19 protein-coding genes are annotated in these 20569 nt (G+C 70.4%); 7 read left to right on the top strand and 12 right to left on the bottom strand.

What is annotated here, in order from left to right; translation table 11 throughout:
- Positions 1-430: 430 nt before the first annotated feature.
- Genes guaA through PUW82_RS14785 form a run of 4 tightly spaced genes read right to left on the bottom strand, consistent with a single transcriptional unit; the run spans position 431 to position 4562 of the window.
- Positions 431-2011, bottom strand: coding sequence for a glutamine-hydrolyzing GMP synthase (guaA, locus tag PUW82_RS14800; protein ID WP_274223083.1), 1581 nt, complete (start codon positions 2009-2011; stop codon positions 431-433).
- Positions 2008-2529: a DUF3817 domain-containing protein gene (locus PUW82_RS14795; RefSeq protein WP_274223082.1), complete on the bottom strand. Its 522-nt coding sequence runs from the start codon at positions 2527-2529 to the stop codon at positions 2008-2010. Before PUW82_RS14795 ends, guaA begins: the two co-directional genes overlap by 4 nt.
- Before the next feature lie 10 nt (positions 2530-2539).
- The gene (locus PUW82_RS14790; RefSeq protein WP_274223081.1) at positions 2540-3442 is read right to left on the bottom strand and encodes an SURF1 family protein; all 903 of its coding nucleotides are present in this window, start codon (positions 3440-3442) and stop codon (positions 2540-2542) included.
- Between the two features lies 1 nt (position 3443).
- A complete protein-coding gene (locus tag PUW82_RS14785; protein WP_274223089.1) occupies positions 3444-4562 on the bottom strand; it encodes a GuaB3 family IMP dehydrogenase-related protein in 1119 nt (372 codons plus the stop codon).
- Positions 4563-4629: 67 nt separating this feature from the next.
- Between PUW82_RS14785 and PUW82_RS14780 the strand changes: the two genes are divergently transcribed.
- Positions 4630-5757, top strand: coding sequence for an FAD-dependent oxidoreductase (locus tag PUW82_RS14780; RefSeq protein WP_274223080.1), 1128 nt, complete (start codon positions 4630-4632; stop codon positions 5755-5757).
- Between the two features lie 416 nt (positions 5758-6173).
- Entirely contained in the window at positions 6174-7007 is an 834-nt protein-coding gene (locus PUW82_RS14775; RefSeq protein WP_274223079.1) for a type IV toxin-antitoxin system AbiEi family antitoxin domain-containing protein, read from the top strand.
- A 157-nt stretch (positions 7008-7164) separates the two neighbouring features.
- On the opposite strand, the gene guaB is transcribed toward PUW82_RS14775, so the two are convergent.
- Positions 7165-8670, bottom strand: coding sequence for an IMP dehydrogenase (gene guaB / locus PUW82_RS14770; RefSeq protein WP_274223078.1), 1506 nt, complete (start codon positions 8668-8670; stop codon positions 7165-7167).
- Positions 8671-8917: 247 nt separating this feature from the next.
- Here guaB and PUW82_RS14765 point away from each other — a divergent pair, with 247 nt between their 5' ends.
- The 4 genes from PUW82_RS14765 to PUW82_RS14750 are packed head-to-tail and all read left to right on the top strand — an operon-like array spanning position 8918 to position 12921.
- On the top strand, positions 8918-10192 hold the full coding sequence (locus tag PUW82_RS14765) for a branched-chain amino acid ABC transporter permease (protein ID WP_274223088.1): 1275 nt from the start codon (positions 8918-8920) through the stop codon (positions 10190-10192).
- A 5-nt stretch (positions 10193-10197) separates the two neighbouring features.
- On the top strand, positions 10198-11178 hold the full coding sequence (locus PUW82_RS14760; RefSeq protein WP_274223077.1) for a branched-chain amino acid ABC transporter permease: 981 nt from the start codon (positions 10198-10200) through the stop codon (positions 11176-11178).
- On the top strand, positions 11168-12202 hold the full coding sequence (locus PUW82_RS14755) for an ABC transporter ATP-binding protein (RefSeq protein ID WP_420792773.1): 1035 nt from the start codon (positions 11168-11170) through the stop codon (positions 12200-12202). The genes PUW82_RS14760 and PUW82_RS14755 overlap by 11 nt, the downstream gene beginning before the upstream one ends.
- Positions 12199-12921 (top strand): ABC transporter ATP-binding protein, encoded by a 723-nt coding sequence (locus PUW82_RS14750; RefSeq protein WP_210006104.1) that lies wholly within the window; start codon positions 12199-12201, stop codon positions 12919-12921. The genes PUW82_RS14755 and PUW82_RS14750 overlap by 4 nt, the downstream gene beginning before the upstream one ends.
- Before the next feature lie 921 nt (positions 12922-13842).
- On the opposite strand, the gene PUW82_RS14745 is transcribed toward PUW82_RS14750, so the two are convergent.
- From PUW82_RS14745 to groES, 3 genes are all read right to left on the bottom strand, one after another.
- Positions 13843-15198, bottom strand: a complete 1356-nt coding sequence (locus PUW82_RS14745) for an ABC transporter substrate-binding protein (protein WP_274223076.1) — start codon at positions 15196-15198, stop codon at positions 13843-13845.
- 173 nt (positions 15199-15371) lie between these two features.
- Entirely contained in the window at positions 15372-16313 is a 942-nt protein-coding gene (gene rarD / locus PUW82_RS14740) for an EamA family transporter RarD (protein ID WP_274223075.1), read from the bottom strand.
- Positions 16314-16437: 124 nt separating this feature from the next.
- The gene (groES, locus tag PUW82_RS14735; RefSeq protein ID WP_023954390.1) at positions 16438-16734 is read right to left on the bottom strand and encodes a co-chaperone GroES; all 297 of its coding nucleotides are present in this window, start codon (positions 16732-16734) and stop codon (positions 16438-16440) included.
- A 132-nt stretch (positions 16735-16866) separates the two neighbouring features.
- Between groES and PUW82_RS14730 the strand changes: the two genes are divergently transcribed.
- Complete coding sequence (locus tag PUW82_RS14730; protein WP_274223074.1) at positions 16867-18051, top strand: THUMP-like domain-containing protein; 1185 nt, start codon at positions 16867-16869, stop codon at positions 18049-18051.
- Between the two features lie 8 nt (positions 18052-18059).
- On the opposite strand, the gene PUW82_RS14725 is transcribed toward PUW82_RS14730, so the two are convergent.
- The 4 genes from PUW82_RS14725 to tsaB are packed head-to-tail and all read right to left on the bottom strand — an operon-like array spanning position 18060 to position 20540.
- The gene (locus PUW82_RS14725; RefSeq protein WP_274223073.1) at positions 18060-18350 is read right to left on the bottom strand and encodes a hypothetical protein; all 291 of its coding nucleotides are present in this window, start codon (positions 18348-18350) and stop codon (positions 18060-18062) included.
- Positions 18347-19414, bottom strand: a complete 1068-nt coding sequence (gene tsaD / locus PUW82_RS14720; protein WP_274223072.1) for a tRNA (adenosine(37)-N6)-threonylcarbamoyltransferase complex transferase subunit TsaD — start codon at positions 19412-19414, stop codon at positions 18347-18349. The genes PUW82_RS14725 and tsaD overlap by 4 nt, the downstream gene beginning before the upstream one ends.
- The gene (rimI, locus tag PUW82_RS14715) at positions 19411-19887 is read right to left on the bottom strand and encodes a ribosomal protein S18-alanine N-acetyltransferase (RefSeq protein WP_274223071.1); all 477 of its coding nucleotides are present in this window, start codon (positions 19885-19887) and stop codon (positions 19411-19413) included. Before rimI ends, tsaD begins: the two co-directional genes overlap by 4 nt.
- Positions 19884-20540, bottom strand: a complete 657-nt coding sequence (gene tsaB / locus PUW82_RS14710; protein WP_274223070.1) for a tRNA (adenosine(37)-N6)-threonylcarbamoyltransferase complex dimerization subunit type 1 TsaB — start codon at positions 20538-20540, stop codon at positions 19884-19886. The genes rimI and tsaB overlap by 4 nt, the downstream gene beginning before the upstream one ends.
- Positions 20541-20569: the final 29 nt, after the last annotated feature.

Raw genomic sequence — 20569 nt, 5'->3', positions numbered from 1 at the left:
GCTGTTGAGTTCTCAAGGATCGGACGCTCCCCCAACCAGCCTCACAGCCAGCCCAGAGGGCAACTTCACAACCATACTCCACCGCCGTGCGCTTCGGTCTGTCTCCGGAACGAGTGTTCCGTGCCAGTCGAAGACTGCAGTTCGGGGTGGAGTTTCCAACCTAGACGCAAGCGTCTTGTTCTCGCAAGAGGTTTGGGATGGGTTTTGTTCTCCGCTTGAGGGGGCGTAGGCCTTCCGGCCCTTCGCTCTTCCCTGTGGGGCGAACAAGTAATAAGTTACGCGGCTCCTGGCATCGTGGCAAAGCGGCGCGACATCCCGGGCGTGTCGCGTGAGCCCAGGTGGCCCGCGATCCGCGTCAGGATGCGGAAACGGCGGATGCCGCGACCCTTCGGCCGCGGCATCCGCCGTTCATGTCGAGGTCACCCCCGACTCACTCCCACTCGATGGTCCCCGGGGGCTTCGACGTCACGTCGAGCACCACGCGGTTCACGTCACGCACCTCGTTGGTGATGCGGTTCGAGATGCGCGACAGCACGTCGTACGGCAGCCGCGTCCAGTCGGCCGTCATCGCGTCCTCGCTCGACACGGGACGCAGGACGATCGGATGCCCGTACGTGCGGCCGTCACCCTGAACCCCCACGGAACGCACATCGGCGAGCAGCACCACCGGGCACTGCCAGATCTCCGCGTCGAGCCCTGCCTTGGTCAGTTCAGCCCGGGCGATGGCGTCAGCGTCACGCAGGATCTCGAGACGGTCAGCGGTGACCTCGCCCACGATGCGGATTCCGAGGCCGGGCCCCGGAAACGGTTGCCGGCCGACGATCGCCTCGGGCAGCCCGAGCTCGCGTCCGATCGCGCGGACCTCGTCCTTGAACAGGGTGCGCAGCGGTTCGATGAGCTCGAACTGCAGGTCTTCGGGCAGGCCGCCCACGTTGTGGTGGCTCTTGATGTTCGCGGTACCCGCTCCGCCGCCGGATTCGACGACATCCGGGTACAGCGTCCCCTGCACGAGGAAGCGGATCGGCTCGCCGTCCGCCGCCGCCTCGGCCATGAGGTCTCGCTCGGCCTGCTCGAACGCGCGGATGAACTCGCGCCCGATGATCTTCCGCTTCTGCTCAGGATCGCTCACACCGGCGAGTGCCTCGAGGAAGCGCTCGCGCGCGTCGACGGTGATCAAGCGCACACCGGTGGAGGCGACGTAGTCGTTCTCGACCTGCTCGCGCTCGCCCTTCCGCAACAGCCCGTGATCGACGAAGATCGCCGTCAGCTTGTCGCCGACCGCCTTGTGGACGAGGGCGGTCGAGACGGCGGAGTCCACACCACCCGACAGCGCCGAGATCACCCGGCCCGAGCCGACCTGATCACGGATGCGCTCGACCTGCTCGGCGATGACGTTGCCGCTGTTCCAGTCGGCGGGCAGGCCCGCCGCCTTGTGCAGGAAGTTCTCGAGGACGTTCTGCCCGTGGTCCGAGTGCTTCACCTCGGGATGCCACTGCACGCCGTAGAACTTCCGGACGTCATTGGCGAAGGCGGCCACCGGAGTCGCCGCGGTACGTGCGAGCACCTCGAAGCCTTCGGGGGCGCGCGACACCTGGTCGCCGTGACTCATCCACACGTTCTGCGCCGCCGGCTGCCCCTCGAGCAGCGTCCCCTCGGTCACGATCGTCGCGTCGGTTGCGCCGTACTCCCGCAGCCCGGTGTTCGCGACCTCGCCGCCGAGGGTCTGCGCCATCACCTGGAACCCGTAACAGATTCCGAGCGTCGGCACCCCCAGGTCGAACACGCCGGGATCGAGCGCAGGCGCCCCCGGCTCGTAGACCGACGACGGACCGCCCGACAGGATGATGCCCACGGGATCCTTCGCCGCGATCTCCTCCGCGGTCGCGGTGTGCGGGACGAGCTCGCTGTAGACGCCGGCCTCGCGCACGCGGCGAGCGATCAGCTGCGCGTACTGCGCACCGAAGTCGACGACGAGGACGGGCCGCTGGGACGTTTCGGTCTGGGTGGTCACCGGGTGCCTTCCGTGGCGGGGATGGATGCGGCGGCTTCCGCTGCTTCGCGCTCAGCGAGGTACGTCCGTACCTCGCGGCCGACGCGGGCCTCCATGAAGAACGACAGTGCGGGAACGATGCCGCCGAGGGCGAGCAGGATGAAGCGGGGGAAACCCCAGCGCATGAGGCTCCACACGCGGAAGCACGAGAACAGGTACACGACGTAGAACCAGCCGTGCACGACGAGGATCGCGAGCGAGATGTTGAACCCGTCGCCCGTCGAGAGCATCTCGCAGGAGTTCGTCTGCGGGAGGAACAGCGACCACCACTCGCAGTCGGCACCCGCGATGACGGGGGCGAACCAGAGCAGACCGCCCGAGCCCCCGGCGAACAGCTCGGTGTGGAGGGGGGTGTACTTGAGGATCATCTCCGCGAGCAGCAGGAGTAGACCCACGCCCGTGACGACCGAGCAGATCTGGTAGAAGCGCAGGGCGTTCCGGATCGCCGGGAAGGAGGCGAGTTTCGGGGCGCGAGGCATGGGATCCAGTCTAATCGCGGGACGAGGGTGCGCTTTCCGCGGCCACGGCGCCATCGCGCGCCGGAGCATCGCCCGGGTCCTGGCCGCCGGCGGCGTCCTCGAGGTCCTCGAGCTCCTTCTCCCAGGCGTCCTTCGCGAGGCGGTACCACATGTAGAACGCGAAGCCCGCGAACACCGCCCACTCGACGGCGTAGAAGATGTTGAGCCAGTTGACGTTCGAGCGTTCGTCGGGGGCGGGCGAATCGATCGCCGTCAGCCCTCCGAACGATTCCGCCGACGTGACGTACCCGCGGTAGACGTCGAGGCCTGCGGTGTCGCTCCATCGCGACAGCAGCGCCGCCGACGACATCCGGGTCATCTCCTGCGGGTCGGCTCCACGCGGGGGCAGAGCCGGGCCCTCGTCGGAGATGATGCGACCGGTCACGGTCACGTCGCGCGCGGGGTCGGCATCGAGAGCGGATGCCGCCGCCTCGGCCTCGGCGCGATCGTCGGTCCAGCCGACGGCGACGGCGAGCGAGGTGGGGTCGGTCGATCCGATGTCGCCGGGGTCGATGCGCAGCTGCCCCGTCACCCAGAAGCCCTCGATACCCCGGTCGAAGCGCGACGAGACGACATCGAAGTCGCCGGGCACAAAGGACCCCCGGACCTCGACGCGCTGCCCGACCAGTGGTTCGGGCAGATACTCCCCCGGTTCGACCACGTCGGCCAGCGGCCGCACCTGCTCGGTCTGCCCGGGCGCCGGCGGCGAGGTGTCGACGGCACGCGAGAGCTGCCATTGGCCGAGCCACGCGAACACCGCCGCCACGAGCAGAGCGAACGCGAGCATGCCGATCCACCATGGGCGCAGCATGACCTCGCGCAGCGTCGGCGCGAACGTCGTCGACGCGGAGGGAACGGGGGGAACAGCGCTCATGTCATCGCACGCTGTACGGCGCGACGACGACCTCCACGCGCTGGAACTCCTTCAGGTCGGAGTAGCCGGTGGTGGCCATCGACTTCTTCAGCGCACCGATGAGGTTCGCCGTGCCGTCGGCGACGGGAGCCGGGCCGTAGAGCACCTCTTCGAGGGGCGCGACCTGGTCGACGGCGACCCGGCGACCGCGCGGCAGCAGGGAGTGGTGCGCTTCGGGCCCCCAATGAAAGCCCTGGCCGGGTGCATCGGTCGCGCGGGCGAGCGCAACGCCGAGCATGACGGCATCCGCTCCCATGGCGAGTGCTTTGACGATGTCGCCGGAGGTTCCGACGCCGCCGTCGGCGATGACGTGGACGTAACGTCCGCCGGACTCGTCGAGGTAGTCGCGGCGTGCCCCGGCGACGTCGGCCACGGCCGTCGCCATCGGCGCGTGCAGGCCGAGGGTGGCGCGCGTGGTCGAGGCCGCGCCGCCGCCGAAGCCGACGAGAACACCGGCTGCGCCCGTGCGCATGAGGTGCAGCGCCGCGGTGTAGGTGGCGGCCCCGCCGACGATGACCGGCACGTCGAGGTCGTAGATGAAGCGCTTGAGGTTCAGGGGCTCGTCGACGCTCGAGACGTGCTCGGCCGAGACGGTCGTGCCCCGGATGACGAAAAGGTCGACGCCCGCCGCGACGACGGTCTCGTACAGCTCCTGCGTGCGCTGCGGGGTGAGCGAGCCGGCGACGGTGACACCGCTGGCGCGGATCTCGGCGAGGCGGTCGCGCACCAGTTCGGGCTTGATCGGCTCGGCGTACAGCTCCTGCATGCGACGCGTCGCGGACGCCTCGGGCAGCGCCGCGATCTCGGCGAGCAGGGGCTCGGGGTCGTCGTAGCGGGTCCACAGTCCCTCGAGGTCGAGGACCCCGAGGCCGCCCAGCTGGCCGAGCATGATCGCCGTCCGCGGGCTCGTGACCGAGTCCATCGGAGCACCGAGCACGGGGATGGAGAACTGGAACGCGTCGATCGACCAGGCGGTCGACACGTCCTCGGGGTTGCGGGTGCGCCGCGAGGGCACGACCGCGATGTCGTCGAACGCGTAGGCCCGACGGGCGCGCTTGGCGCGGCCGAGCTCGATCTCCATGGTCACCCCCTCAGCCTACCGGCCGGTCCGGACGCGGCATCCGGCGACCGGATGGGATGCTGGCGGGATGACACGCATCGTGATCGTCGGCGGCGGCATCATGGGGCTCGCGACGGCCTGGTCCCTGACCCGCCGCGGGGAACAGCCCATCGTGCTCGAGCGCTTCGAACGCGGACACACGCACGGCGCCTCGCACGGCGCGACGCGCAACTTCAACAACGCCTACGCCGACGACCACTACCTCGACCTGCTGCAGCGGGCGCGCGAAGGCTGGGATCTGCTGGGAGAGGTCGACGGCGAGCCGCTGCTGCGCCGACACGGCCTCGTGACCCACGGGGCCGGCAGCGACCTCGGCGGCGGCGGGGACGACGACCCGTCCACGGCGGACGGCGGGCTCGCGACGATCGCGCGTCGACTCGGCGCACGCGGCATCCCGGCTCAGCTGCTCTCGGGGACCGACGCGGCCGCGCGGTGGCCCGGCATGCGGTTCGAGGACGAGGTGCTGTACTCGCCGGATGCCGGCGTGGCCCGAGCATCGGCGGCGGTGCTCGAACTCGAGCGGCGGATCCTCGCGGCCGGCGGCGAGGTCCGATGGAGCTCGCCGGTGCGCGTCATCGACGACCTCGGCGAGCGCGGCGCCCGCGTGACGCTGGCGAACGGGAACCGGCTCGAGGCGGATGTCGTGGTCGCGACGCTCGGAGCCTGGACCGAGGCCCTGCTGCCCGGCATCCGGCTGCCCCGCCTCATCGTCACCGAGGAGTCCCCCGCCCACTTCGCGCCGACCACCGGCCCGTGGCCCTCGTTCAATCACCGGCTCGATCCCGCGCGCTGGCCCGCGCCGGTCTACGGCATGCCGACGCCGGGTGAGGGCGTGAAGGTCGGATTCCATCGGGTGGGCGACGTGGTCGATCCCGACGAGCGCCCGCACCGGACGACGCACCACGACACCCTGGTCGACTACGTGCGCGAATGGATGCCGGGCCTCGACCCCGCCTCGGCCGTCCACTTCTCGTGCACCTACACCTCGACCGATGACAGCGCCTTCGTGCTCGACCGCGCCGGCTCGATCGTCGTGGGCGCGGGCTTCTCGGGGCACGGCTTCAAGTTCGCGCCGGGCGTGGGCGCGACCCTCGCCGACCTCGCGCTCGACCGCTCCGCACGTGCCGCCGCTCCCTTCCGCCTGCCGGCCGCCTGAGCACGGCGGGGAGGCGGGGTCGGGCTCGGGCTCGGGCTCGGGCTCGACGTAGCGGAGGAGATCTGCACATGAGAGGAGGCCTCGCATGTCGAAGGTCCTCCGTCATGCAGAACTCCTCCCGAGCGCGGGCGCTGGAGTAGCGGAAGCTGCGAAGTAGCGGATGCTGCGGAGTGGCGCAGGCTTCACAGCAGCGTGGCATCGCAGAACGGAGGAGATTCGCACAGCGGAGGCGGCTCCCGTGCCGGCTCTCCTCCCCCGCGCGGAACTCCTCCCACGAGGGCGGACCCAAGCCCCCCCCCCCCCCCCCCCCAGGGGAGGGCACATCGCTCCTCCCCAGGGCGTGCCCGCGGGTACTCGCCCCCAGATCCGTCCCCTGCCCCAGCGCCAGAAGACCCGCGGCACCGAGCATCGTTGTCATGGACGAGGGGCGAATCGCGTCGTGGATGCGGCGAACCGGCGGTGTCGCTCGGACCACCGCACTCCTCGATGCCGGGGCGTCGCGGTACCGGATACAGACCGCGATCGAGACGGGCACTCTGCGCCGAGTGCGCCGCGGGTGGGTCGCTCTCCCGGACGCCGACGCGGAGCTCGTCGCCGCCGCACGCCACGGCGTGGTGATCGCGTGCGTCAGCGCCGCGCGGCGGCTCGGCCTGTGGGTCCTCGCCGAAGACCGACCCCACGTCGCCGCGCGGCCCCACGCGGGTCGAGCCCCGACACAGCGTGCAACCGTCCACTGGCACGAGCCGGTCGTGCCGCGGCATCCGGATGCTCTCGTCGACACGATCGAGAACGTCCTGGTGACCGTGGCGCGTTGTCAGCCTCTCGAACCGGCTCTCGCGATCTGGGAGTCAGCGTTGCGGTTGCAGCTCACCTCGCGGGAGGTCCTCGGTCGCCTCGATCTGCCACCCGCCGCGCGGCAGCTGTGGGCACGGGCAGCACCGTTCTCGGACTCGGGCCTCGAGACGATCCTCCCGTTGCGGTTGCGTTGGCTCGGCGTGCCGTTGCAGCAACAGGTCTGGCTGCTCGGGCGGCCGGTCGACCTGCTCATCGGCGAGCGCCTCGTCGTGCAGATCGACGGCGGACACCACGTCGGGCGACAACGCACAGCCGACATCGAGCACGACGCGCAGCTCATGCTGCACGGCTATCACGTCATCCGCGTCACCTACGCGCAGGTCATCGACGACTGGCCGCGGGTGCACGGACTCATCGCGACCGCCGTCGCTCAGGGGCTGCACCGTGCGCGCTGACTCGGCGTGCGGGCCTGGCCGGACACACAGCCTGACGCGCAGAAGGAGATCTGCGCTTCGGAGGGTGGCCGCCTCTCGGCGGTCCTCCGGTGCACAGATCTCCTCCGCTCACGCTGGTGCGATGCGCGCCGTCCCGGGCGGGCTGCGCCGCGCGAGGTCAGCGCTTGTAGTTGGGCGCCTCGACGACGATCTGAACGTCGTGCGGGTGCGACTCCTTGAGCCCGGCCGAGGTGATGCGGACGAACTTGCCGCGCGCCTTCAGCTCTTCGACCGTGCGGGCGCCGACGTAGAACATCGACTGACGCAGGCCGCCGATGAGCTGGTACGCCACCGCCGAGACGGGACCGCGGTAGGCGACCTGTCCCTCGATGCCCTCGGGGATGAGCTTGTCGTCGCTCGGGACGTCCGCCTGGAAGTAGCGGTCCTTCGAGTACGAGGTCTTCTTGCCGCGGGTCTGCAGCGCACCCAGCGAACCCATGCCGCGGTACTGCTTGAACTGCTTGCCGCCCTGGAAGACGATCTCGCCCGGCGACTCGTCGGTTCCCGCGAGCAGCGACCCGAGCATGACCGAGTCCGCACCGGCGACGAGAGCCTTGGCGATGTCGCCCGAGTACTGCAGACCACCGTCGGCGATGATCGGGATGCCGGCTTCGCGAGCGGCCAGCGACGCCTCGTAGATCGCGGTGACCTGGGGCACGCCCACACCGGCAACGACACGCGTGGTGCAGATCGAGCCCGGTCCGACGCCCACCTTGACGGCGTCGACGCCGGCGTCGATGAGAGCCTGGGCGCCTTCGCGCGTGGCGACGTTGCCGCCGATGACGTCGATGTGCTCGAAGGATGCATCCGCCTTGAGGCGCTTGACCATGTCGATGACGCCCGCGGACTGACCGTTCGCCGTATCGACGACGATCACATCGACACCGGCGTCGCGCAGGGCCTCGGCCCGCTGCCACGCGTCGCCGAAGAAGCCGATGGCGGCGCCGACGCGCAGGCGGCCCTGGTCGTCCTTAGTGGCGAGGGGGTACTTCTCGCTCTTGTCGAAGTCCTTGATCGTGATGAGGCCGGCGAGCTTGCCGTCGTCATCGAGGAGGGGCAGCTTCTCGACCCGGTGGTGCGCGAAGAGGGCGATGACCTCGTTGGCGCCGATGCCGACGCGGCCGGTGACGAGGTTCTCGCTCGTCATGACGTCGCGCACCTTGGTCGTCTGGCGCTCGAAGCCCGAGACGAAGCGCATGTCGCGGTTGGTGACGATGCCGAGCAGGTGCCCCTCGTCGTCGACGACCGGCAGACCCGAGATGCGGTACTGACCGCACAGGGCGTCGACCTCTTCGATCGTCGCATCCGGCGTCGTCGTGATCGGGTCGGTGATCATGCCCGACTCGCTGCGCTTGACGCGGTCGACCATCGCGGCCTGCTCCTCGATGGAGAGGTTGCGGTGGATGATGCCGATGCCGCCCTCGCGCGCGATGGCGATCGCCAGTCGCGCCTCGGTCACGGTGTCCATCGCCGCCGAGAGCAGCGGTGTGGCCACCGTGATCCGCCGCGTCACCCGCGACGAGGTGTCCGCCTCGGACGGGATGACGTCGGTGTGCCCCGGGAGGAGGAGGACGTCGTCGTACGTGAGGCCGACGAATCCGAACGGGTCGTTGTAGTCGCTCATGCGCGCTCCTTGAAGTCTCGACGATTCTAAGCGTCGGGAGGCCCCGCTGAATTCCCGTCGCAGATCCCGGATACGACACACCGCGACCGAAGTTGCGCACCCGAAACACGCAGGCAACAATCAGCGCATACGTTCAGGTGTCGCCGAAGCCACCGAACCGGTACCTCTCGGCGCGTTCGACCACTTATCTCAGGAGGTGCCAGTGGCGATCACCCCGATGACGCGCGCTGCTCGTCGCCCGAGGCGCATGTTCTCGACGTTGATCGCCGGCCTCCTGGCTGCCGTGACACTTCTGGGCATCGCCTCCCCCGCCATGGCCGCAGGAGACGACGCCGAGTCGTTACCGTTCACGATCGCGGGCAACGTCCGCACCGGTGGTGAGCCCGTCGAGGGCGCGACCGTCGTCGTGACCGGCGGCGACTTCGAAGCCGAAGGCGAGACGAACGAGAGAGGCAGCTTCTCGATCGGCGTTCCGACCAAAGATGTCGCCTACACGGTCGAGCTCGTCGAAGACAGCCTCCCCTCGGGGGTGTCGGTTCCCGACGGCTTCGAGTCGACCATCGAGGTCGAGTTCGGTGCGACGAGCACCATCACCCGCAACTTCACGCTCGAGGCCGCCGAACGGCAAACCACGAGCTTCGTCGACCAGCTGCTCTCGCGCGCGGTCAACGGCCTCAACTTCGGCCTCATGCTGGCTCTCGCCGCGATCGGCCTCTCGCTCGTGTTCGGCACGACCGGCCTGTCGAACTTCGCGCACGGAGAGATGGTGACCTTCGGGGCGCTGTCGGCACTGCTGTTCTCGGCCGGGCTGGGGCTGCCCATCTGGGTGGCGATCCCCCTGGCGGTGGGCGTCTCGGCACTGTTCGGATTGACGATGGATGCCGGGCTCTGGCGCCCCCTGCGCCGCCGCGGCCTCGGCACCGTGCAGCTCATGATCGTCTCCATCGGTCTCTCGCTCGCCCTCCGCTACATCTTCCAGATGTTCGTCGGCGGTGGCACGGCGCAGCTGCCCGGCGGTTCGACCTCGGTCATCCCCGGTCTCGGCCCCATCCGCCTGACGGTCACCGACCTCGTGAGCATGGGCGTCTCGCTCGTCGTGATCGCCGGGTTCGCGTGGTGGCTGATGCGCACGCGCATCGGTCGCGCGACCCGCGCCGTCTCGGACAACCCGTCGCTCGCGGCCGCCAGCGGCATCGATGTCGACGGCGTGGTCCGGGTGGTCTGGGTCGTCGCGGCGGCGCTGGCCGGCCTGTCGGGTGTGCTCTGGGCCTACTTCCGCCCGGGCATCAAGTGGGACATGGGCACCAGCATCCTGCTGCTGATCTTCGCCGCAGTCACGCTCGGCGGGCTCGGCACCGCTTTCGGCGCGCTGCTGGGCTCCCTCATCGTCGGACTGCTCGTCGAGGTCTCGACGCTGTGGATCCCGTCCGACCTCAAGTACGTCGGCGCGCTGGTCGTGCTGATCGTCATCCTGCTGTTCCGCCCGCAGGGTCTCCTCGGGCGCCGAGAGCGAATCGGATAGGCATCGTGAACATCCTCCAGATCCTCAGCAACACGGCGGCGCAGATCCTCGCGCCCGCCACGCTCGGGTACGTCCTCGCGGCCATCGGCCTCTCGGTGCACTTCGGCTTCGCCGGACTGCTCAACATGGGTGTCGCCGGCTTCATGGCGATCGGCGCCTACGGCTTCGCGATCTCGATCCTGACCTTCGGTGTCGCCTGGCCCGTCGCCGCGCTCATCGGCCTCATCGCGGCGGTCCTGTTCGCGCTGGTGATGGGCATCCCGACCCTGCGCTTGCGCGGGGACTACCTCGCGATCGTCACCATCGCCGCCGCCGAGGTGCTGCGCCTGCTGTTCCTCACCTCGGCCTTCCGCAACCAGACCGGATCCGCCGACGGCCTCTCCGGGTTCCAGGCCGGCTTCCGCGCGAGCAACCCGCTCCCGCCGGGCCGCTGGGGCTTCGGCCCGTGGACCTACCAGTCCGACCAGTGGTGGGTCATCATCGTCGGCATCATCACGATCGCGATCGTCATGACCCTCGTGTGGCTGCTCATGCGCAGCCCGTGGGGACGCGTCATCCGCGGCATCCGGGAAGACGAGGACGCCGTGCGTTCGCTCGGCAAGAACGTCTTCGCGTTCAAGATGCAGGCCCTCATCGTCGGCGGCGTGATCATCGCGGCCGGCGGCATCGTCACCGCGATGGGCACGAACGTGAATCCCAACGTCTACGTCACCTCGCAGACGTTCTACGTCTGGACCGCGCTGCTGCTCGGCGGCGCGGCGACCATCTTCGGCCCGCTGCTCGGCGCCGTGCTGTTCTGGGTCGTCCGGGCGTTCCTGTCGAACCTGCTGCCGGCACTCGTGGAGATCGGATGGCTGCCGTTCCTGACGACCGAGCAGAGCCAGATGCTCGTGTTCGTGCTCGTCGGCGTGGCCCTGATGCTGCTGGTGATCTTCCGCCCGCAGGGCATCCTCGGAAGCAAGAAGGAGCTGACCTTTGTCCGCTGATGTCGTACCCCCGACGCCGCGCCCCAAGGCGACCGGCCTGCACAAAGACGACGGCAGCGGCGAGATCCGCCCCGGCGTCGCCAAGGTCGACCCGATCATCGTCGTCGACGGCGTCACGCGCGTCTTCGGCGGCCTGACCGCTGTCGACGTCGAGCACCTCGAGATCCCGCGCGGCGCCATCACCGCGCTCATCGGCCCGAACGGCGCCGGCAAGACGACGCTGTTCAATCTGCTGACCGGCTTCGACAAGCCGAACGCGGGGTCGTGGTCGTTCGACGGCAACAACCTCGCCGGCATCCCCGCCTACAAGACGGCGCGGATGGGCCAGGTGCGCACGTTCCAGCTGACGAAGTCGCTGGGACTGCTGACCGTGCTCGAGAACATGAAGCTCGGTGCGCCCAAGCAGACCGGTGAGGGCATGCTCGCCGGCATCCTGCCGTTCCTGTGGCGCAAGCAGGAGAACGAGATCGACGAGAAGGCCCGCGGCCTGCTCAAGCGGTTCAAGCTCGACGCCAAAGAGAAGGACTTCGCCGCGTCGCTCTCGGGCGGTCAGCGCAAGCTCCTCGAGATGGCGCGCGCCCTCATGAGCGACCCGGTTCTCGTCATGCTCGACGAGCCGATGGCCGGGGTGAACCCGGCCCTGACCCAGTCGCTGCTCGACCACATCCTCGATCTGAAGGACCTCGGCATGACCGTCGTGTTCGTCGAGCACGACATGCACATGGTGCGCCACATCGCCGACTGGGTCGTCGTCATGGCGGAAGGCCGCGTCGTCGCCGAAGGGGCGCCCGACACGGTCATGCAGAACCCGGCGGTCATCGACGCCTACCTCGGCGCCCACCAGGACGTCGACCTCGGCGTCGTCACCGGGCGCCACGCCGGCGACCTGCCGCCCGAGGCGGGCGATCTCGTCGAGACGATGCACGAGCTCGACCAGGCGATCGACGAGGCACCGGCCACGGACGGGCTCTCGGGTCCGACCTCCGGCACGGCCGCCGACCAGAAGGCTGAGGACCAGAAGTGACCGAGAACGTCGTCGAGCTGACCGACGTCCACGCCGGCTACCTGCCCGGAGTCAATATCCTCAACGGCGCGAACCTCACCGCCGCGAAGGGCGAACTCGTCGGGATCATCGGCCCCAACGGCGCCGGCAAGTCCACGATGCTCAAGGCGATCTTCGGCCAGGTGAAGGTGCGGTCCGGGTCGGTCAAGCTCAACGGCGACGAGATCACGGGCCTGCGCGCCAACCGGCTCGTCGCCAAGGGCGTCGGGTTCGTCCCGCAGACGAACAACGTGTTCCCGAGCCTCACGATCGCCGAGAACCTGCAGATGGGCGCCTACCAGCGACCCAAGGTCGTCGCCGAGCGCACGGACTTCGTGACCTCGATCTTCCCCGACCTCGCCAAGCGCCTGCAGCAGCGGGCCGGATCGCTGTCGGGCGGCGAGCGCCAGATGGTCGCGATGGGCCGCGCGCTGATGATGGACCCGTACGTGCTGCTGCTCGACGAGCCGTCGGCCGGACTGTCGCCGTCTCGCCAGGACGAGGCGTTCCTGCGCGTCTCCGAGATCAACAAGGCCGGCGTCACGACGATCATGGTCGAGCAGAACGCGCGCCGCTGCCTGCAGATCTGCGACCGCGGATACGTCCTCGACCAGGGCCGGGACGCCTACACCGGCACCGGCCGGGAGCTGCTCAACGACCCCAAGGTCATCGGCCTGTACCTCGGCACCCTCGGGACCTGAACCCGGCCCCCTCCGGACGGCGCTGGGCTCGGGCTGGGCCTGGGCGCCGACTTCGAGTGGGCTTCGCGTGGCAGGTGTTGCCCTCATCCACGATGGATGGGGGCAACACCTGTTTGGCGACGAGGTATGGCGCCGGGTTGGCGTGAGAGCTGGTGCCCCGGCCGGGGGAGTCATGCGGCGGGAGCTGCCACACGAGAGGGCAGCAGCGGGGTGCGCCACGTCCCCCCCGCACGTGGAGCGCGGATGTTGCGCACACCTCGCACTGCCGCTCCCCCGCGCCGCGGGGCCGGCCGCGACGATCGAGGGATGCCGCGACCTCCCGAGCCCCTGGCTCCCACCCTGGGCGATGCGTTCTCGTGCTCGGCGGCATCCGCTCTGGGGGTCTTGGCGAAGCGGCTGCGGGCGTCCGACCTCAAGACGCCGTTCCGCGGTGTCCGCCGCAGACACGCGGAGGATGTCGTGGACACGGAGCCCCTCGCCGACGACCGCAGGGCCCGGCGCTGTGTCCTGGCCGATGCAGAAGCATACGCACGCGTCATGTCGGACGGTGCCTTCCTCTGCGGCCGCACGGCCGCGGTTCTCTGGGGAGCGGGGCTGACGCCGCACGTCGAGCTCGATGTCGGGGTCATGGCGCCGCAGCGCGCACCCCGCCGCCGCGGCATCCGGGGTCATCAGTTCGCTCCGACCCACGTTGGCGTCACCTCGCTCGACGGTGTCCGGCTGTCCGACCCGGCGTCGACGTGGGCGATGCTCGGACGGGATGCCGACGTGCGCGAACTCGTCAGGACGGGAGACGCGCTCCACCCCGCGAAGCGGCACCACCTGCCAACCCAGCCCCAACCCCAGCCCAGCCCAGGCCCCGGCCCAGGCATGCCGAAGGGCCCCGGTCGTGCGACCGGGGCCCTTCGGGTGCAGCGGGGATCAGCCGACGCGGACGAACTCGTAGTTGTTGTCGTCGCCGTACTCGAAGACACCGATCGATGCCTCCGTGGGGTCGCCCACCTCGTTGAAGGTGATGGGACCCGAGACACCGTCGTAGTCGGCGGCCTCACCGGCGATGATCAGGTCGGCGCACTCGGCGAACGTCGTGCACTTCGTGCCCTCGTCCGCACCGCCCGACACCGACTGCAGGTTCGCTGCGACGTCGGGGCCCGCCGTCGAGCCGGCCTGCAGCGCCGCGAGGGCGAGCAGGACGACCGCGTCGTAGGACTCGGGCGCGTAGGTGAAGTCCTGCAGCTCGGCGTTGCCGGCACCGGTCCAGAACGTCTGCAGCTCGTCGCGGAACGACGAGATCGTCGCCGGGTCGACCGCCGGGTAGGTGCCCTTCGCGCCGGCGAGGGTGCCGGGCTCGAAGTCGTCGGTGAAGTTCGCGAGGTTTCCGTCGACGAAGTAGAGCTTCTCGGGAGCCACGTCGGCACCGATGAGCTCGGGGATGATCGTCTTGACCTCTTCGAACGTGATCAGCGCGATGGCGTCGGCGCCGGCGGCCAGCACGTCCTCAACCTGAGCCGAGAAGTTGGTGTCACCGGTGTTGTACAGCGAGGTCGCGACGACCTCGCCGCCCGCAGCCTCGAAGGCCGCCTTCGTGAAGCACGCGAGACCGGTGCCGTACGAGTCGTTCAGCACGATCATGCCGAGCGTCTCGTTGCCGTCGGCGCCGATCAGGTTTCCGAGCACCTCGCCCTGCAGGACGTCGGAGGGGGCGGTGCGCCAGTACAGACCCTTGTCCTCGTAGCCCGTGAAGGCAGCCGAGGTGTTGGCGGGCGAGAACTGGATGGCGTTGGCCGCGATGACCTGGTCGATGAACTGCAGCGACGTGCCCGAGGAGGCCGCACCGACGATCGCCGTGGCACCTTCGCCCAGCAGTCGCGGAATCTCGGTCTCGTAGGCCTTGTTGTCGGTGTCGCCCGAGTCGCCCTGCTTGAGGTCGATCGTGATGCCCTTGCCGGCCGCGTTGATCTGCGACGCCGCGTACTCCGTGGCCGAGATCTCGGGCGGGCCGAGGAAGGCGAGGTTGCCGGTCTGGGGCAGCGCGGTGCCGATGGTGTACGTGAGGTCGGTGCCGGGGCCTGTCGACGTCGAGCTGTACTCGGGCGTGTAGGACGCGGGCTCGGCCGCAGCGCAGTCGATCGGGAAGTCGGCTGCGTCGCCGCCGGCGTCGCCCGAGGCAGCCGGCTCGCTGCCGCCGGCGCATCCGGCCAGGACGAGTGCACTCGCGCCGATCACGGCGATGCCGCCGATGACCTTCGCGGTACGGGAACGGGTGAGAACGCCCATTGTGCTCCTTGATGAGTGGGACCGCGGGGCCGAAGCTCCGCGAGGTTGGGTCAAACCTAGTGGCGCCGCTGCATCGGGGATGTTGCGATGTGTTAACGGTCTGTTACGCGACCGAATCGTTACTTCCGGCCCGCCGCGTCCCGCGCGATGACGCGGGTGGGACCGGTGCCACGTCAGACGACGGGGGCGACGTCGTCGGCGTCGTTCCTGCGGCGCGGACGGCGCGCGGCACGAAGCGAGTCGACGCTGAGCACGACGAGCGCGAGCCAGACGAGGCTGAAACCGATCCAGCGCTCGAGGGGCATCGGCTCGCCGAGGATCCACGCACCGGTGATGAACTGCAGGATCGGCGCGACGAACTGCAGCAGTCCGATCACCGTGAGGCTGCTGCGGCGGGCGCCGGCGGCGAAGAACAGCAGCGGCACGGCGGTGACGACGCCGGCGAGGGCCACGAGCGCGGTGTGGCCGGGGCTGACCGTGCCGAGTACGAGCCCGCCGGTCACGGCGACGACGATGGCCTGCACGATCGCGATGGGGGCGAGCCACAGCGACTCGAGCGTCAGCCCGCTGACGGCGTCGACGGACGGGCCGATCTGCTTCTTGACGAGACCGTACGTGCCGAAGCTCGCGGCCAATGTCAGCGCGATCCAGGGGAACGAGCCGTAGCCGACGACGATGACGCCCACCGCGATGACGGCGATGCCGATGGCGACCCACTGCGCCGCGCGCAGACGCTCCTTCAGCACCAGCACCCCGAGCAGGACGGTGACGATCGGGTTGATGAAGTACCCGAGGCTGCCCTCGATCACGTGTCCGGTGAGAGTGCTGATCAGGAAGACCTGCCAGTTGATGTAGATCAGGATGCCGGCGACGATCGTCCAGAGCACGAGTCGAGGTGTGCGCAGGATCGCGATCAGCTTGCGCCAAGTGCGCAGCACCGTGAGCAGCACGGCGCAGAAGATCAGCGAGAACAGGATGCGCCACGACACCACCTCGAAGGGCCCCATCGGCGCGAGCAGCAGGAAGTACAGGGGCATGAAGCCCCACAGGACGTAGGCGGCGAAAGCGTAGACCCCGCCGAGCGTGCGTTCACGGGCGGGGTCGAGGGGTGTCACGGGCCAACTCTAGTTCGGTCATGACACGCGCGTCGCGCCCACGACTGCCATCGAGCGTCGCCCGCCTGCCACGACGAAGGCCCGGGTGCGGTGTGCACCCGGGCCCTCGGAGAAGAGCTGCGCGTCAGCGGACGACGACGGCGAGGACGTCGCGCGCCGAGAGGACGAGGAACTCGTCCGCGCCGAACTTGACCTCGGTGCCGCCGTACTTGCTGTAGATCACCCGGTCGCCGACGGCGACGTCGAGCGGAACGCGGTTGCCGTTGTCATCGATGCGGCCGGGGCCCACGGCCACGACCTCGCCCTCCTGGGGCTTCTCCTTGGCGGTGTCGGGGATGACCAGACCACTCGCGGTGGTCTGCTCGGCCTCGACCTGCTTGATGACGATGCGGTCCTCGAGCGGCTTGATGGAAACCGACACGGTCTACCTCTTTCTTCGACAAGACTCGTTGGCAATCTCACCCTGAGAGTGCCAGCTCCGAGTCTAGGGGGACGTTGGCACTCACGCAACGCGAGTGCCAATCGGGCAGGGCGCGGGGCGTAGGCTGACCGGGTGGATCACGCCGAGCTCGCCGCCCTGCTGACCCCCGAGGGGCTGCGGCTCGTCGATTCCCTGCACATCAGGTCGACGACGGATGCCGCCGCCGCGGTGTCCCGCTTGCGGCGCGAGGGCCTCTCGCCCGACCTGGTCTCGGCGGCCGTCGGCCAGGCGCGCCTGCGCGAGCGGGCCCGCGCGAAGTTCGGACCGTTCGCCGAGCGGATGCTGTTCACGCGCGCGGGGCTCGAGCAGGCGACGCGGCTGGCTGTCGCCGCGCGTCACGCGGGACGCTTCCGCGACGCCGGCATCCGCCACGTCGCCGACCTGGGCTGCGGCATCGGCGGCGACGCGCTCGGTCTCGCCGGCATCGGCCTGGAGGTGCTCGCGGTCGACGCGGACGAGATCACCGCCGCGATCGCCGCGTACAACCTGGCGCCGTTCGGCGACGCGGCACGGGTGCGCCACGGGCGCGCCGAAGAGACGCCCCTCGACGGCATCGACGGCGTCTGGCTCGACCCCGCCCGCCGCACCGCCGGGCACGGCGAGACGCGGCGGCTGACGGCATCCGACTACACGCCTGCGCTGCCGTGGGCCTTCGACCTGGCCCGGCGCGTACCCACCGGCATCAAACTGGGCCCCGCATTCGACCGTGACGAGATCCCCGACGACGTCGAGGCGCAGTGGATCAGCGCCGACGGGTCGACGATCGAGCTCGTGCTGTGGTCGGGGGCTGTGGCCCGGCCCGGCATCCGTCGCGCCGCCCTCGTGCTGCGGGGCGACTCCGCCGCCGAGCTCACCGCGGCCGCCGACGCCCCCGACGCCGAGGAACGACCCCTCGGCGCCTACCTGCACGAGCCCGACGGCGCGGTCATCCGCGCGCGCCTCATCGGCGAGGTCGCCCGGACGCTGGATGCCGGCATGCTCGCCGGCGGCACGGCGTACATGACCTCGGACGACGCGAATCCCACGCCGTTCGCGGCGTCCTTCCGCGTGCGCGAGGTGCTGCCGCTGAAGACGCGCGACATCGATGCGGTGCTGCGGCGCGAGGGCATCGGCACGCTCGAGATCAAGAAGCGGGGCGTGGATGTGGACCCCGCGCAGTTCCGTAAGAAGCTGGCGCTCTCCGGCTCGGGCGCGGCGACGCTGTTCCTCACGCGTCTCGGTGACCGGCGGGCCGCTGTCCTCGCGGATCGGCTGTAGCCGGGGCCTCAGCCGATGAGGCCCGCCTGCATCGCGCCCCACACGAGCCAGCCAGCGCTGTAGACGAGCGACAACGCGCCGAGACAGAGCGCCCAGACGCCGACCGCGCGACTCTCCCACGGACGCCGCAACGCGAGGATGGCCAGGACGACCGCCGCGATGCCCAGCGGAAACGCCCAGCCCACGAGCAGCGACAGCCCGAGTCCGACGATCGCGAGGGTGAGGGCCCAGCCGCCGGACCGCGGCAGCACCTGCGGCTCGGGCGCCCACTCGACGCGCGGCAGCACCGGGTCGGTCATCTCCGGACCTGGATCTCGGTGACCGGCAGGGTCGAGTCGGCACCGAAAGCGAGCGTCGACGGCGCGGCGCCCCCGGCGATCAGCTCGGCGGCGAGGGCGGCGATCATCGCACCGTTGTCGGTGCACAGGCTCAGCGGCGGGATCCGCACGGCGACGCCCGCCGCGGCCGCCCGTTCGAGGGCGACCTCGCGCAGGCGCCGGTTGGCGACGACGCCGCCGCCGAGCAGCAGGCGGGGCACCCCGTGCTGCGCGCACGCGTCGAGCGCCTTGGTCACCAGCACGTCGACGACCGCCTCGCGGAACGATGCGGCGACGTCGGCGACCGGCACCGGCTCGCCCGCAGCCTCGCGCTGCTCGATCCAGCGGGCGACGGCGGTCTTCAGCCCCGAGAACGAGAAGTCGTAGCGGTGCGCCGCCATGTCGGACGCTCGCGACATGCCCCGCGGGAAGCGGATGGCGTTCGGGTCGCCCGTGGCGGCGGCCCGGTCGATCTCCGGCCCGCCGGGGTAGGGCAGGCCGAGGATGCGCGCGATCTTGTCGAAGGCCTCGCCCGCGGCGTCATCCATCGTCTCGCCGAGCATCTCGACGTCCGAGACCAGGTCGCGCACGAGGAGGAGCGACGTGTGTCCGCCGCTGACCAGCAGGGCGACCGTGGGGTACTCGACGTCGTCGCCCGTCAGGATGTCGGCGGCGATGTGCCCCACGAGGTGGTTCACCGCGTACAGCGGCTTGTCGAGCGCGACGGCGAGGGACTTCGCGGCACCCACGCCGACCATGAGGGCGCCGGCGAGCCCGGGACCGCTCGTCACGGCGACGGCATCGAGATCGTTCAACGAGACGCCGGCCTCGGCGACCGCCGCCTCGATCGCCGGCTGCAGCGCCTCGAGGTGCGCGCGCGCCGCGACCTCGGGCACGACGCCGCCGTAGCGGGCGTGCTCTGCCATCGAGCTGGCGATGGTGTTCGACAGCAGCGTGCGGCCGCGGACGATGCCGATGCCCGTCTCGTCGCAGCTCGTCTCGATGCCGAGCACGAGCGGCTCGTCGCGGCGGATCGCGGCGCTCATCGGTCGACCTTCCCGTCGGCTCCCGGCTCGGGGAGGTTCAGCTGCATGATGATCGCGTCGACGTCATCGGGCTGGTAGTACCGGGGGCGCCGCGCGATCTCGACGAAGCCCTCGGACGCGTAGAGGCGCTGCGCGACCGGGTTGTCGGCGCGCACCTCGAGGAAGACCTGGTGGGCCCGACGGGCGCGGGCTTCGTCGAGCAGGGCGCGCAGCAGCGCCCGGCCGCGGCCCGCGCCGCGCACGTCGGCCTCGAGCGCGATGGTCTGGATGTCGGCGTCGCCGGCGCCCACGACGGCGCGGACTCCCCCGTAGCCCACCACGCGGCCCGACTCGTCATCGACGAGGTATCGGCCGTGGGGCGAGGCGATCTCGGCGGCCATGGCGGTGCGGCTCCAGGCGTCGGTCGGGAACGCCGACTCCTCGAGCGCCATGATCGCGTCGAGGTCGTCGCGCGTCGCCGCGCGCAGCGTCACGAGCCGACCTTCTTCGGGCCGGCGGGGAGGGTCACATCGGGAGCGCGGAGGTAGAGCGGCTCGACGGCGGCGTCACCGGGGTCGCCCGCACGCAATCGCGACGCCGCGACGCGGGCGAGGGCAACGGCGCTGATGCGCGTCGTCTCGTCGAGCTCGGCGGCGGGCGCGCCGAACAGCGGGACGACCTCGGTCGAGGCGCGTGCCACGAGGTGCGGATCGATGATGCGCACCGGCAGCCCGCCCTCGACCCGGTAGACCGAGACGGCGAGCTCGCGCCGGCGGGCGTCGGTGACGATGGCGATCGGCTCGCCCTCGAGCGGCGCCGCGAAGCCGGAACCGGGACGCATCCGCGCCAGGGCGGCGGCGTCGTGGCTGGCGACCGGGACGAGCGGGATGCCGCGACCGAGCGCGAACGCGCGGGCGGCGGCGATACCTACCCGCAGCCCCGTGAACGGGCCCGGACCCATCCCCGCGGCGACCGCGGTGATGTCGCTGCCGCGGACTCCGGCCGCCGACAGGGCGCGCACGATCAGCTCGCCGATGACCTCAGCGTGACCGCGACTGTCGGCGCTCTCCGCCTCGGCCCGAACGGCGCCGTCCGGGTCGACGATCGCGACGGCCGTGCCGATCGAGGTGTCGATGCCCAGAATCACGTCATCCAGGGTAGTCGGCCCCGGACGGG

The sequence above is a fragment of the Microbacterium thalli genome, assembly GCF_028737325.1.
Classification (GTDB): domain Bacteria; phylum Actinomycetota; class Actinomycetes; order Actinomycetales; family Microbacteriaceae; genus Microbacterium; species Microbacterium thalli.
Note: the sequence above shows the minus strand (reverse complement) of the source record. Positions and strands in the feature narration are given on the sequence as shown.

Excerpts from the sequence above, each read along its gene's own strand:
- tsaD (WP_274223072.1), bottom strand. The coding sequence starts at position 19,414 with ATGAGCGCCGCGATCCGCCGCGACGAGCCGCTCGTGCTCGGCATCGAG.
- PUW82_RS14745 (WP_274223076.1), bottom strand. The coding sequence starts at position 15,198 with ATGGGCGTTCTCACCCGTTCCCGTACCGCGAAGGTCATCGGCGGCATC.
- PUW82_RS14785 (WP_274223089.1), bottom strand. The coding sequence starts at position 4,562 with ATGGAGATCGAGCTCGGCCGCGCCAAGCGCGCCCGTCGGGCCTACGCG.
- PUW82_RS14780 (WP_274223080.1), top strand. The coding sequence starts at position 4,630 with ATGACACGCATCGTGATCGTCGGCGGCGGCATCATGGGGCTCGCGACG.
- PUW82_RS14790 (WP_274223081.1), bottom strand. The coding sequence starts at position 3,442 with ATGAGCGCTGTTCCCCCCGTTCCCTCCGCGTCGACGACGTTCGCGCCG.
- guaB (WP_274223078.1), bottom strand. The coding sequence starts at position 8,670 with ATGAGCGACTACAACGACCCGTTCGGATTCGTCGGCCTCACGTACGAC.
- PUW82_RS14765 (WP_274223088.1), top strand. The coding sequence starts at position 8,918 with ATGTTCTCGACGTTGATCGCCGGCCTCCTGGCTGCCGTGACACTTCTG.
- PUW82_RS14775 (WP_274223079.1), top strand. The coding sequence starts at position 6,174 with ATGGACGAGGGGCGAATCGCGTCGTGGATGCGGCGAACCGGCGGTGTC.
- PUW82_RS14795 (WP_274223082.1), bottom strand. The coding sequence starts at position 2,529 with ATGCCTCGCGCCCCGAAACTCGCCTCCTTCCCGGCGATCCGGAACGCC.
- PUW82_RS14725 (WP_274223073.1), bottom strand. The coding sequence starts at position 18,350 with ATGACCGACCCGGTGCTGCCGCGCGTCGAGTGGGCGCCCGAGCCGCAG.